This window comes from Gilliamella sp. wkB195, from assembly GCF_001690445.1.
Taxonomy (GTDB): Bacteria; Pseudomonadota; Gammaproteobacteria; order Enterobacterales; family Orbaceae; genus Gilliamella; species Gilliamella apicola_E.
Genome location: NZ_LZGP01000011.1, coordinates 33,045 through 47,186 on the forward strand (window position 1 = coordinate 33,045; position 14,142 = coordinate 47,186).

Sequence of the window (14,142 nt, forward strand, 5' to 3'; positions counted from 1 at the left end):
CTAAATCGCCCCGAATTTGGCGAAAATTAGAGCAGTTGATGAAAAATATTAAATTAGCTATTTACAAATAAGTCCGTCTCCTTTAATATTCACAGCCATTGCGGAAGTGTGGCTGAGCGGTTGAAAGCACCGGTCTTGAAAACCGGCGAGGGGCGACCCTCCCAGAGTTCGAATCTCTGCGCTTCCGCCATCTTTCCTAGAGATTAATCAAATAGTTACAATTCAAAACTCAATAAATAACTCTCTTCCAAAATATATCACTTAGAATTAACTTAGAATATATCTATTTTCCCTAAAATACCTGTTTTACGTACAGTGAAAATCATCATCAATTTTTTTGCTGGGGTAAAACTCATACCATTTTTAGCAAATTTCTGCGATCCGCTTTCCAACTTTTCACTTCAATTCACACTCCAGAAAAATATTAGTTATGATGAATAAAACTAACTAATCTTTCATAACATGATCACAATAAACTACACAAAAACAATTTATATACTAACCGGCCCAGACACCGATTCAATTTACGATTGCGAAAATGATTCGTATTTTATTTTTCCCTCTCTCGATATACACAATGACTGGTAGTGCTTTTATCGGAATAACGGATTAAACAAAATCGGAATTTTTGAATCGTATCAAGATGCCGTAGAGTATGTTAAGTTGAAGATTGAAGATGAATCTTTTAACTGGATATGATTTAATAATCATCTTATTAATTATTGAGATCAACCATGAAAAAAATAATAGCGATATTTTTTATCTTATTTTCGTTTAATGTTTATTCTTATGATATTGATGAGTTAATTAAGAAAGCTAACAACGGAGACGCAGAAGCTCAATATAAGTTAGGTAATATATATTCTGATGTCAACAGTACAATTACAGATTATGAGAAGGCTATAAATTATTATAAATTATCCGCAGAGCAAGGTAATTTATATGCTCAACACAACTTAGGCGTAATGTATTATTTTGGCAACGGAGTACCTAAAAATTTATCTATTGCAAAAGAATGGTTTAAAAAATCTTGTGACCAAAAATTTGTAATTGCATGTGGTTATTATAAAAAATTAAATAAGTTTAATTAATAACTTGACCTGCACCGTCAGTTAAAACTCCCGAAATTTTTGCCATAATTTTAATTTTTCCAGATAATAGAAAACCGCTACTAAAGCGGTTTTTTTATTTTTTTAATGTCATAAGCGTAATGATGTCGGGAATGCTCGTTTTATGATGTTTATCGCTCTCGCGCATACTAACACTAAATGTTGCGTGCGCTGAAATGACAACATAATATGTGTTGCTAGCAATATGATTATAATTTGTTGTTTCCATTGTTTTTACCAAAACAAATCTATCATTAGTGTTATCGAATGTAACAACCAGCATGGTTGTTGATATATTGTCACCAGGTTACTTAACGCTTCTATAGCTAAAGAGTTAATGTTAATCGGACTGATTTTGGACGACTCTGGTTGCCAGAAATGCGGCAAAAAAAGCGATCGCAATAGAACCAGTGGTTATGACAAAATATCCCCACGTTTGAGCAAGATAAAAGCTTAAGGATACAACAATAAAACCAAAGACAAAGCCTATTGCCGTTTGAGCATTGTAGGCTGTAGCAGGTGCTACGCTATTGGCAACGTTATCCATAGTAATGGTAGATAGAGATATAAAAACAAACGGCAAACTAACGAAATATAGGAAAAATGAAGAATAGACTAGCAAGGCACTATTATAGCCAAGCGAGATAGGAATAAATGATAATAAACAGCAAGCATGGAATATAATAGAAAACGATAAGCTTTGTTTCCGGGTCAATCTTTTGAGCAGCCGAGCACCAAGAAAAATAGCTACCAGACTAATCACTGAACCAAATAATTTCAGCAAAATGGCAATGTCAGGTAACGACCAGCCACTATCAAGCAGTGCTGGAGACATCAAATTATAAGAGGGTAAAATGCCAAATGGGATAATAATCAGCAAAGCACACCAGAGTTTTCTTCCTTTCCAGACAGAAACAATATTCTTCCAATAATTTTTGTCAGTAGTCTCAGAAATACGACTGTTCTTGCTAAACTTATACTCATAAAAAAACCATAATTGCCCCCATGTACATGCTAAAATCGCAGAGAGCAAAAGCATACAGCCCTTCCAGTCTATGTAAGGATATAGCAACAAAACAGCACCACCACCGATAATATTGCCGAACATAGAACCGCCACTTTTTACACTAGAAATAAGATATCGCTCATGCTCTTCAAAAATGTTGCAGATTAACCCTGACAATGCCAAATCTTGCGTGGCGGTCATAAATGAAAAAAATAAAATAACCAATAAAACGAGTGAAAAATCATTAACAGGATCAATAAAAGCAATCGCAAATAAACACAATATCATCAAGAACTGTGCAATCAACAGCCAGTTCCGATAATGACCTGACGATGTTTTTAAATATTTATCAATAAACGGCGCCCATAAGACCTTAAAGGCAATTGGCAAAGACATGAGTGGAATAAGGCTTAATTTATCTAGCGCAGTACCGTTATTGCGTAAAATTAAAATCAAGGCAACTGACAAAAAGCTTATGCCAATATACTGCGTAGAATATAAACTAAAAAATAAAAACCAAATCTGTTTGGGGAGATTTTTGATCTTTTTATGGGTCATTTTAATACAAACCTTATCGTGACAACGGTTAATTATGTTTAGAAGTTGCTATTTTTAATCCCGTAGACAGCGGGATTAAGCATATCAATACCAAGATAGCTGAAAAAATAAAGGGGTAGCCATCGCTATTAGGTAAGGGCAGACTCACCGTAAAGTAATACATACTGGTCGCACAAACTGGTCCTAATACAGCCCAGAAATTGGTAATAGACGATAATGCCCCCATTAACTGCCCTTGCTCAGAATCAGCAACCTGCGATGAAAAGATACTTACTATGGAGGAGTTACTGATGCTTGAAAAACTATAAATCATCATCGACATATATATAGCTAAAGTAGTGTTAGAAAGAGCAATACATGTCAACCCCAGCGCAAATAAAATGAAACCTAACAGAGGAACTTGACGATCGCTTAGCACATAGCGAACCAACTTAAGCAAAACTGTTTGGGCAAATAAGGCTCCGAGCCCAAGGATGACAAAAGAGGTTGCGATTTGACTATCATTCCATGTAAAACGATATTTTGTAAAAAATGGCCACAGGGTAATAGAAAACTGAGTCGCAAACATAAAGAGAATTTGCACAATAAACAGGTGATATAAACCTTTATACTTAAGAAAATAGGCTACTGAAGAGAATGGATTATCAAGTTTGAAAGCCCTTCTCTTCTCTTTAGGCAGTGTCTCTTTAAAAAAGAAAATAATACACAGCAACCCCAGCAAGCTAAAGATGGCGGCAACATAAAAAGGCACTCTTATCCCCGACTGAACAGCAACTGCTGAGATAGCCGGACCAATAACTAAGCCCAAACTCATCACACCAAAAATAAACCCATAATTCTGCATTTTACTTTTTTCATCGCTCATATCCGCGACGCTTGCCAGAGAAACAATGACTGAAGATCCAGCAACACCTGCGATAATTCGGGCTAAAAACAAAAGGTATAGATTTTGGCTAATGGCATATAAAAAATAATCAAGGGTAAATGCCGCAAAGCAAACAATTAAAACGGGTTTGCGACCAAATTTATCGGAAATAGCCCCCATCACTGGCGCAAAGATAAACTGCATAATACCAAAGGTCGCTAACAGCCACCCACCGATAAGTGCATTATCAACGACACTCTCGTGAGTTACCGATTCCAACAAAGAGGGAATAATCGGGTAGATAAGAAATAAACCGATTTGGTCTAAAAAAACGGTTATCAACAAACAAATAAACGATAAAGACAATGTCTTCTTTTGCATATCAACCTCACAATAAGGAATTTGCTAAAAACTTACTACCCAATTTCAAAGACGCAAAGCAAACGACTAAGAATGTTGCAATACATTAAGCTGCCTACCCTTTGTAACTCGCAGTGGGCAACAACATTAATGCGGCTGATGGGTTTAATTTTGCTGGAGATGCCAAAACTCTTTATAAATCCCATCTCGCTGCAATAACTGCTGATGAGTACCACTTTCCACAATTTCGCCTTTATCAATAACCACAATTTGCTCAGCGCCGATGATAGTTGAAAGTCGATGGGCGATGACTAATACCGTTTTCCCTTGCACGAGCTTATTAATCACCTTTTGCACTGCCAGTTCATTCTGAGTATCGAGTGCGGCAGTTGGCTCATCGAGGATAAGAATAGGCGCGTTTTTCAAAATGGCTCTGGCAATAGAGATACGCTGTCTTTCCCCACCAGAGAGACTTTTACCAATGTCATTGAGTTGTGTTTGATAACCATCGCGTAAATTCTGGATAAATTCGTGGCAATTCGCCTGTTTACAAACTTCGATGACTTCCTCGTCGCTAGCGGATAATTTTGCCATTCTAATGTTATTAATAATGGTGTCCTGAAACAAATAAACATCCTGAAATACGACAGAGACTAGACTCATTAACTGCCTCTGAGACATATCTCGAATATCGATACCACCAATTTTAATACTGCCTGATATTACATCAGCAAACCGAAGAATAAGCTTGGTTATCGTAGTCTTACCGCAGCCGCTGACACCGACCAAAGCGGTTAATGCTTTTTCTGGAATCTGAAGGGATATATCCTTAAGCACGTACTTGTCTTGACCCCGGTACGAAAAGTTAACTCGTTCAAATTCAATATCGTAGTGCTCAGGCATAATCTCTGCCTTTTTTTCAGGTAATGACGGTGCATTTAACAGTTCCTGCAACTTTTCATACCCGATAACCAATGATTCAAGCATCGATGACAATTGTACAAAAGAGTTTAATACATCCGTGGAACGAGCAACAATTAATAACACAGTGGCTAACAATAGGTAGGAAATGGTCGCAGCATTTACCAAATACGCACCTAACGAGATGATAAGGATCAAACCAACTTGAATCACGATAGTAATTATTAAGTTAGGTTTTTCCCCTTTTTTTGTGCCAATGTGCAGTATATTCGCCACATCTGTTGCCACCTTAATAAAATCTGTCATCTTCTCTTCGGTTTGACCTGTCGATTTCAATACATCAAGCCCTTGTACAAACTCGACAGCTTCACCTTTTAATTTTGCATTGGCTTCTGCCAGAATGCTAAAACCTCTGCGATAGGCCCTTCTACGCCACAGGTAGAGTGGAATTGCCATTGGAAAGACAAAGAGCATCATCAAAGAAAGTTGCCAACTGTAAAATAACAAGGCGATTGCAGCTGACAATGGTATAACCACGCCGGTAATGATGATATTGAGTAGCATAAAGGTAAATACTGCCGCTTCATTTACGCTTTGCATCATAAGGTAATTTATTTCGCCTGATCTAAACTGACTTAAATAATCTAAGGAAATATGCCGTAGCTTGTTGCCTAATTTTTCCCTTAGCTCGGTAACTGCCAGAGTCGAATAACCATCCGCATCATAGCGTTCACAAAGTACCTTAAAAATAAAGCTACCAACCAGCAGAACAACAACAATAATTAAATGAGTGACTGTTGCAGTAACACTTTTGGCTTCTAGCGCAACAAATAAAGGATAGAGAAAAACCAACGAAACGCCAAATAGAGAAGAGGAAATCACAGTATAAATCAGACTGCAGATCAATATTTTCTTTTGCTTACCTGCCGCATTGATTAAGCCAATATACGTTGTCAGCAATGATTTTGTTGTGCGTGTATGTGTATTAATATACTCTTTCATCACTTTTCTCCATCAGCCAAATTATTGGCTGGAATCGACCAACTTTGGGCTTTGTTATACTCTTGCCATAACAATTTATAATCACTTGAATTTTCGATTAAATCATTATGTGTCCCATGAGTTTTAATCATCCCTTTATCCAATAATATTATTTGGTCGGCATTGACAACAGTCGATAAGCGGTGGGTTACCATAATGACAGTTTTATTTTTATCAATTAAACGGTTAAAAGCTTTTAACAGCAACGCTTCATTTCGAGCATCCGAAAAAGCCGTCGGTTCATCTAAAATAACGATCGGTCGATTTTGTAGAAAAACCCGGGCAATGGTGATCCTCTGTTTCTGACCGCCTGATAATAGCTGCCCTCTTTCTCCAACCTGCGTGTTATACTGTTCAGGCAGTGTCATAATAAAGTCATGTATTTCAGCTTTTTTGGCGGCTTCAATGATATCCTCATCAGAGATAGCGTTTAACCCATAGCGTATGTTATCTGCGATTGAACATGAAAATAAAAAGTTATCCTGAAAAACAAATGAAATTCTCGACATAAGTTCAGCGTATTGAATATCTTTTATATTCACTCCACCTAAAGTTATCGTTCCAGAGGTGGTATCAAGAAAGCGTGGAATGAGATTTGTCAGTGTTGTCTTGCCAGAACCAGATGTACCAATAAGAGCAGTAAATGAATTCTCAGGAATTTTGAGATTGATATTGGATAAAACAGTGCCAGAATTCTGGTAAGAAAACCCAACGTTTTTGAAAATGATCTCATTACTGTCAGGTAATAGCGGGTTGGAGGGAGCCGTTAAAATTGGCAGGTTTTCAACTTCAAATATCCTTTCTATTGCTACCTTTGACTTTTGTAATATCTGGAACAGATTCATCACTGGATGAACACTTTCTGCAATACCGATCGCCAGCAATAAAAAACAGAACGTCGTGATAAAAGAGATTTGGTCATTTAGCTGGGCTACGCTCAATCCAACGACTAATATGATACTCATCGGCATAGCAGAAAAAAGGCTGCGGGCAATTTTTGAAGACAATCGCATAGATTGCAACCAATGGAAGACCACCTGACAATAGTTTTCCAGCGCTTTTTGATATTGACCGAATGCCCCCTCCCCAGCATCAAATGTTCTTACCGCACTCATTCCCTGAATATATTCAATGATTTTACCGTTGATTTGAATAGTTGCATTGTTATAGCTTTCCTTTAAAAGCTTGCCTTTTTTCATGATAAAACTCAGCAGCAGAAAAGTAACTAAAGTGATGGCGAATACAATGCTTGCAAAGACCCAATTAAAGATAAATAAAACGAGTAAGGTAAAAATTGGGGTAACGAATGCCTCAGCTTTTAAGGGCGGAGCATCAGCCACAAAAGCATGTAATTCTTTAATATCATCAATTAATGTTTTAACAAGATTCCCGCTGCCCATGTTTCTAACCGTTTCAATTGGCAATTGATTGATCTTTTTGATAAGCCTAGTTCGTAATATTTTTTCTAGTTCAAATGCCGCATAGTGAGACTTATCATGGGCATAAGTTCTCAGCGTATAAAAAAGAATGCTCAGAATAAGCAAAGAAACAATCGGCAGTCCCGGGAAGACACTGGCATCCAACATCAATTGGTGTAGAACCCAAATCAACATTAGCCAGATACTCAGTTTAAGCACCTGAGCAATTGATGCCAAAAATATAGAATAAGATACTTTTTTCTTTACGGGCAGAAATATATCCGTGTAATTCATAATTAAGTGTCTCCTTAGCCTATATCTATCATGCAATGAAAAAGTCCAATGGCTATTACAGTTGACCATCTGTCAACAACCTACTTATATCAACTATCTTTTCCAGTAAATCCTGACGCGCACTTTTATCATTTAAGTAAAAATGTCCGCCTAGATATATGACTACCCAGCCATTGCGTAGTATAGGTCAACCATTTCTCTACTGCCGCCTGTGACACAATCTTTACGTCATTGCGGCCAAACATAACCATTAATTGCTAAATAATTTTCGCCCAGATATCTTTCCTTATGCTCTCCTTCGGCAAGATTAATAACCTCTTGTGTAGTATAGTGCCAAGAGTATCAGACATAGGGAATCGAGTATTATTTGAGTGGCTCATATACTTTAAATCACATTGATAATAATACAGTAACTATCATTCTTAGAATCTCAGCTCTGTAGAAATACCCACCAAACGAGGTTGTTGATAAGTTGTATATCCACCGTCGATAATTTTAGTTTTTTCATTAGAGTTGAATGCATTTTCGGTATAGAGCGTTATACCGCCATGTTTGAAGTTATAGGTTATATGCGCGTTTGCCTGTGAGTATCCGTTGGTTTTCGAATTTTTACTATTGGATACCGATGAGTAATAAGAGTCGGTGTAATTTACATTTGCGCCGATTTCAAAGCCCGCTGGCAATGTATAATTCCCCCCTATATTGAATGTATAACCGGGAGAACGACTGAGTTTATTATTTTCATAACTCGGATTCCCCTTATATTCTTTAATTTTAGTTTTCAGCAACCCAACGCCTGCAAAAAGATTTAAATCATCCGTTGCTTGCCAATTAAGATTAAACTCTACACCATAAGTCACTGCTTTATCGGCATTATCAATTACCGGACTACCAAAAATATTATAATAAGGAAGCTGTAAATTTTTATAGTCATTATAAAAGAGATTGGTTCTCAGTTTCAGGCGATTATTTGGTGAAATCCAGCGATGATACAACTCATAACTCCACACATACTCAGTATCATATTCATATGTTGCAAAGGGTGGAATAAATGAGATTCCGGCACCTCCTGGGTTATAACCTCGCGCTACCTTAGCACCAATGCGATGAGCGTCGCTAAAGAGATAGGCTAGGTCAAGTTTAGGCAGGAATTCCTTTTCTTTACTTTTGTAGTTCACAACAAAGAGATTACCGCCATTGCGTTTATGATCCTCCTGCTCATATCGAGCAGACATATTTACTTCAATATATTCTAAGGGGTTAAATGTCACTTCGCCATATATCGCTTTAGTTTCAGTTTTATCGTGATAATTGTTTTTATTAATTAAAAACACCGCTTCATCTTGCGGTGAGGTGTAGTAAAACAAACCAAATAAACCGCGATAGTCGCCAGTATTAAATCTCAATATCGGTTCAACCTGAACTTCATGGCCTTCTACACGAGCGGGTCCACCGGATCGAAGCGCATAGCGATCCTGAATATAGTTTGAATAAATAACTTTATTTTCAAATTCTAAAACATCATTTATTTGATAACCAATATCCCAAATATTGCTCGCTGAACGTACTTGGAATACTGAACGGTAAGTTTCAGACTTATTACGTGGCTTAAACTCGCCCTGAGGAGCCTGCGAGTCAATATGAGAAAACGTATAGCGACTATAGAAATCAGGGAGTGTTGATGGTAACCAATAAAGCTTGCCTCTCACTGTAGTCGCTTCAAATTTACGCGAGTTACCGGCCGGAGAATAATTAGCAAGATGTTCATATGACTGTCTCTCTTGTCGATCCATGCTCAGCCGAAATAATAATTCATCTTTGAGCACTGGCCCCGAAAGCATCGCTGCGTACTGGCGACGATTTTGATTACCGTAATCAAACTTTACTGCACTTTCGTATTCATTGACTGGGTCGTTACTTTGCATAACCACAGATCCGGCAATAGAATTACGGCCCTGCGCATAGCTTTGCGGACCGCGATACACTTCGATCTGCTTGATATCCCATAGTGATTTAATACCAAACGCCACTTCGTTATAGTTTGAGGTACGGCCATCGATTGAAATGTTAAAGCGAGGACGCGCGCCGGTAAAGAACGCCGTAGAACCGTGCGCGTTCGATCCCTCAATACCACGGATTGTCGGTAATTCATTTCCCAACCCTGTATCTATGATATTGGGTGTTTCCTTTAATACCTGAGTTAAAGAGTGGAGATCTGGACGGCGCTCCAGCTCTTTATTGGTAATAATGTTAACACTTGAGCCGGTTTCAACCTCGCTGCGGTCAACTCTTTCGCCGGAGACAATAATCGTATCGTCAGGTTGTTCTGTTTTATTACTGACCTCATTTGCCATACTAACCGCGCTGTAGCCACTAATCATGCACAAGCTAAATAAACTTAATTTAGACTTTAAACTTTTCATGTACAAATCCTATTATTATTATGTTATTCACATATTGCGGCATATTAATGACCAGCTAGTACCAAATCCAAAATTCCGATTTCTGGTTTGTTAGTGTGTTCGTTTTATTGAATAAAACAGGATAACCGTAGACTCCAATCAGTCGAAAATAAGTGTGAAACTCTCGCTGAAATATTTTAGTCAATTCTGAATTATCACCAACTTCCCAAAAACATCATCCTCAAAGGTTTGATTTGTCGTTTTTATGCAATAACATTCTGTTAAACAGCCATTTTTACTTTTTAAACAAAATTTTATTTACTCATACATAGATAAAATTGACTATCGATGATATTGATAATCATTATCAGTTAATGATCTTATATCATATTGCAAACTTATTGTCAAAACTATCAATTGTTTACTTTTTAATCACGTTAAATTAATTTAATACATTGATATTAAATAAATTAATTCAAAAAACATTTATATTGGCCGATTTTCTAAAAGATATGCATTCCCTTTATTACCCAAGGTTAAGATTGTTTTTTGCGCAAAATTGAATTATTAATGGGAATACTAAATATTTTGATCACTTATTTGCATATTTCCGTCCATAAATCTGTTGATGCAGGACGTACTGTCAAAAACGTTTGTCGTGAGGCAGGTATATTAGAGGCCTGTTATTACAACTGGAAAGCCAAGTACGGCTGGATGGAAACCTTTGATATCAAAAGGCTTAAAGAATTTGAAGATGAAAATCGCCGCCTGAAGCCATGCAAAACCATCATCAGACACCTGAATATGTGTCATATTCATATTTGGAAATACCTTGCATGTTTTTGATAAGTTAGCGCTTCCACCATGGATTATAAATATTAATCAATTAGTTACAATTCAAAAATTAATAAATTATTCTTCTTAAACTATATTACTTAAAATTAGCTTAGAACATACAGTTAGAATAAATTGTAACTTTTAAACTTATTACCTCACCCAACATATTAGATTATTATAGATAAAAACGAATAACCTTAAAGTGATTATAATAAACTCTACCAATACCTACTTGTATACTTAGTGCCTATTCAACAAGTCTGACACTAAATTAATGGTATCTTGTTCAATCTGATCATTAAGATCCCTATCATTTTTATACACTACACTAATATTAATTAATCCTTCAAAAATCACCATCAGTTTATTTGTCAAAGACTCTTTATCTGAATAATCTTCAAGTTTTGAATAAATTAGATGTCTAACAAATTCTTTATGCTCCATAAGTATATCTGATACGCAAGGCAAGGTTTCACGCATTTCCTCAACTGCTCGCATGAATAAACAGCCATTATAATCCACTTCAGAAAACCAATTTTTATGCCATTTGAATATTTCCAAAATAGCATTTTTTCCATTGAGTCCTTTAATAGAATCCTCAAGCTTTGAACGAAATATTGAGTCTCTATGTTTTAACACTTCTACGATAAGTTTATCTTTGCTTCCAAAGTGATTGTATAAAGTTGTTTTAGAACATCCTGATATATCCCTAATATCATCTACTCCTACACTAGAAAAACCAGTTCGATAAAACAGTTTTTCTGCTGTCTTAATAATTAATTCATTTGTTTTTTTCAAAATAAATCACCTAAATAAATTGCAAAGTGAACAGATCTGTACTACTATCAATTTTGTGTACAGATCTGTTCATATTTTCTATTCATATATTATAACTTATAAGGAAAACAATTAATGAAATTCTTTCTTTGGGGTAGTGAAAAACTACCTAATAGACCTAAATTACTTGATTTATTTCAAGGACTGTTAGGCGGAACTTTGGCAATTTTAACTCTGGAATATCTGACTATCTATTCTGGTAGCTATTTTATTATGGCTCCGTTTGGAGCTTCATGTGTCATCTTATTTGCTGTTTCTCAGTCTCCTCTTGCACAACCAAGGAATGTAATTTTTGGGCATCTTATATCAGCATTTATTGGTCTTATATTTTTGAAATTATTTGGTGATTCAATTTTTATTACTGCTTTAGCGGTGGGTTGTGCTATTGCAGCAATGCAATTCTTAAGATGTGTACATCCACCAGCAGGTGCTAATCCGTTGGTTATATTATTAACAGCAAGTCAGGTTAATTACGATTTCAGCTTTTTATTGTTTCCCGTGCTTTCAGGCTCCATCTCTCTGGTAATAATAGCCTATGCTGTTAACAATCTACTATCTAAAAACCAGTGGCCAATTTATTGGTTAGCATTTTTTAATGATAAAAAGGAGAAGTGATTAAATTAGATGCAAAGTAATAATTTTATGAGAACATTCAAAATGTGTTGCTATATGAAATAGTGTTGAACATTGTGTTATGATTTACAGTCACATCCATAAAAAAAGCCATTAAACAACGATATAAAAAATCAATATTATTGAATTAACTTGTTTCTTATTAGAATTGAATAACTAATATTCATAATGAAATTTGAGAGATATAAGAGAAAAAACCCTAGATAATCTAGGGTTTGATAGTAGAGTTGATAAGTTAATCAGTATGATTATCTATTTTTTATTAGCTTTACCTTGGTACTCTGCATAATACTCTTGTGCCAGTTTACGCATAGATAAACCAATCGCTGCATATTGATATTCATTTAAGTTAGCTAATGAAGCCCGAGCAGATGGATGTTGCACTGCAAACCCTTTACCTGGTAATAAAACTACACCAGCTTCATCAGCAATTCTAAATAACATTTCAGACGGATTTTTATTTTTTAAGATCCATTTAGCAAACTTATCATCATAAAGTTCACGACAAATATGTTCTAGATCAATTAAGGTATAATAATCGACACTATTTTCATCAGTATGATGCTCAAGTCCTAAATGTTGATACAGTGATGCTGCTCGGCGACGAATTAACGATTTTAATGCGGCTTTATAACTTTGATCGGTATCCATCATCTCACATAATGCAAATAACACCATTTGAACCTGTTGTGGCGTAGAAAGACCAGCGGTGTGATTTAACGCAACCGCACGGCTATCTGCTACTAAACGATCGATAAATTTAAGATTTTCAGGATCGGTCACAATTGAGCTGTAACGTTTATCTAAAATCTGTCTAGCCTTGCTTGGTAATGCTTTAATTTTGTTATCTAAAATATTATCGTGTGCTATTGCAATCACACCTAAACGCCAACCTGTTGCACCAAAATACTTAGAGAATGAATAAACTAAAATCGTATTTTTAGGGCAAATAGCAAATAAGGATTGGAAATCATCAGCAAATGTACCGTAAACATCATCAGTTAAAATAATTAAATCTGGACGTTTTTTCACAATATCAGCAATGATTTTCAAACTTTTATCATCAATTTTTACTGATGGTGGATTAGATGGGTTAACTAAATAAAATGCTTTGATGGAAGGATCTTCTAATTTGCGCAATTCGGCTTCTGGATATTGCCAATTTTTATCAGGATCAGAATTAACTAACACTTCAACCAATTGATAATCATTAAGCTCTGGAATTTCCAAATACGGCGTAAAAATAGGTGCACCAATTGCAATTTTATCACCTTTTTGGATTAAGTTATTTTCTTTCATTGAATTGAAAATATAAGCCATTGCAGCAGTACCACCTTCAACAGCAAATAGATCAAGATCATCTCGTCTTAAATATTGCGCACCCATTTGAGAAAGAACATAGGCTTTAACCACCTCTTCACTAAAATGCAGCATTCTATCAGGTACTGGATAGTTACAGCCCAAAATACCTTCCACCATCTCTTGTAAGAAGGCATTTTCATCTAGACCAAGTTGATCGCGAATATATGAAAACGCTTTACCTAAAAATGACACGCCAGGAGTTTGATAATTTTGACGGACAAAATGTTCAAAACGACCTGTTAAACCAGCCTTAATTGGCATTCCTCCTATACCTTCATTCATATATGAAAAAGACATTTCAGACTCTTGCAAAGCAAAAACACCAAGTTGGAAAAAAGCTTGTCGTGGCCATGTTGCCAAGAAATTAGGATTACCACGCCCCGCATTTAACATTACACGGTCAGTATGGCTTTGTGCTAGTTTAATTAAATTATCTTTCAATTCAAAAGGACTTAAATTCGCATATTTTGCATATTCATTATTACTTTTCATAACCATG

General features: G+C 36.0%; 10 protein-coding genes, 1 tRNA gene and 1 pseudogene. 4 read left to right on the top strand and 8 right to left on the bottom strand.

Going from position 1 to position 14,142, the window contains the following annotated elements; translation table 11 throughout:
- Positions 1-102: 102 nt before the first annotated feature.
- Both A9G08_RS02350 and A9G08_RS02355 read left to right on the top strand, forming a co-directional pair.
- Positions 103-190, top strand: a tRNA-Ser gene (locus A9G08_RS02350).
- Positions 191-734: 544 nt separating this feature from the next.
- Positions 735-1,091 (top strand): tetratricopeptide repeat protein, encoded by a 357-nt coding sequence (locus A9G08_RS02355; RefSeq protein ID WP_065562147.1) that lies wholly within the window; start codon positions 735-737, stop codon positions 1,089-1,091.
- Between the two features lie 94 nt (positions 1,092-1,185).
- Here the strand turns inward: A9G08_RS02355 and A9G08_RS11645 are convergent, their stop codons facing one another.
- The 6 genes from A9G08_RS11645 to A9G08_RS02380 form a co-directional block, all read right to left on the bottom strand.
- Complete coding sequence (locus A9G08_RS11645; protein WP_176701508.1) at positions 1,186-1,338, bottom strand: hypothetical protein; 153 nt, start codon at positions 1,336-1,338, stop codon at positions 1,186-1,188.
- A gap of 111 nt (positions 1,339-1,449) precedes the next feature.
- Positions 1,450-2,673, bottom strand: coding sequence for an MFS transporter (locus tag A9G08_RS02360; protein ID WP_065562148.1), 1,224 nt, complete (start codon positions 2,671-2,673; stop codon positions 1,450-1,452).
- A 28-nt stretch (positions 2,674-2,701) separates the two neighbouring features.
- Entirely contained in the window at positions 2,702-3,919 is a 1,218-nt protein-coding gene (locus tag A9G08_RS02365) for an MFS transporter (RefSeq protein ID WP_065562149.1), read from the bottom strand.
- Positions 3,920-4,063: 144 nt separating this feature from the next.
- On the bottom strand, positions 4,064-5,821 hold the full coding sequence (locus A9G08_RS02370) for an ABC transporter ATP-binding protein (RefSeq protein ID WP_081299454.1): 1,758 nt from the start codon (positions 5,819-5,821) through the stop codon (positions 4,064-4,066).
- Entirely contained in the window at positions 5,821-7,572 is a 1,752-nt protein-coding gene (locus A9G08_RS02375) for an ABC transporter ATP-binding protein (protein WP_065562150.1), read from the bottom strand. Before A9G08_RS02375 ends, A9G08_RS02370 begins: the two co-directional genes overlap by 1 nt.
- A 422-nt stretch (positions 7,573-7,994) precedes the next feature.
- Positions 7,995-9,995, bottom strand: a complete 2,001-nt coding sequence (locus A9G08_RS02380) for a TonB-dependent receptor (protein WP_065562151.1) — start codon at positions 9,993-9,995, stop codon at positions 7,995-7,997.
- Positions 9,996-10,544: 549 nt separating this feature from the next.
- Here A9G08_RS02380 and A9G08_RS11480 point away from each other — a divergent pair.
- Positions 10,545-10,748: pseudogene (locus A9G08_RS11480) on the top strand (transposase); the annotation flags it as partial.
- A gap of 303 nt (positions 10,749-11,051) precedes the next feature.
- On the opposite strand, the gene A9G08_RS02385 reads toward A9G08_RS11480, so the two are convergent.
- On the bottom strand, positions 11,052-11,609 hold the full coding sequence (locus A9G08_RS02385; RefSeq protein ID WP_065562152.1) for a TetR/AcrR family transcriptional regulator: 558 nt from the start codon (positions 11,607-11,609) through the stop codon (positions 11,052-11,054).
- A 114-nt stretch (positions 11,610-11,723) separates the two neighbouring features.
- Between A9G08_RS02385 and A9G08_RS02390 the strand changes: the two genes are divergently transcribed.
- The gene (locus A9G08_RS02390) at positions 11,724-12,263 is read left to right on the top strand and encodes an HPP family protein (protein WP_065562153.1); all 540 of its coding nucleotides are present in this window, start codon (positions 11,724-11,726) and stop codon (positions 12,261-12,263) included.
- 270 nt (positions 12,264-12,533) lie between these two features.
- Here A9G08_RS02390 and A9G08_RS02395 read toward each other — a convergent pair whose 3' ends face one another.
- Entirely contained in the window at positions 12,534-14,135 is a 1,602-nt protein-coding gene (locus tag A9G08_RS02395) for a bifunctional aspartate transaminase/aspartate 4-decarboxylase (RefSeq protein ID WP_065562154.1), read from the bottom strand.
- Between the last annotated feature and the right edge of the window lie 7 nt (positions 14,136-14,142).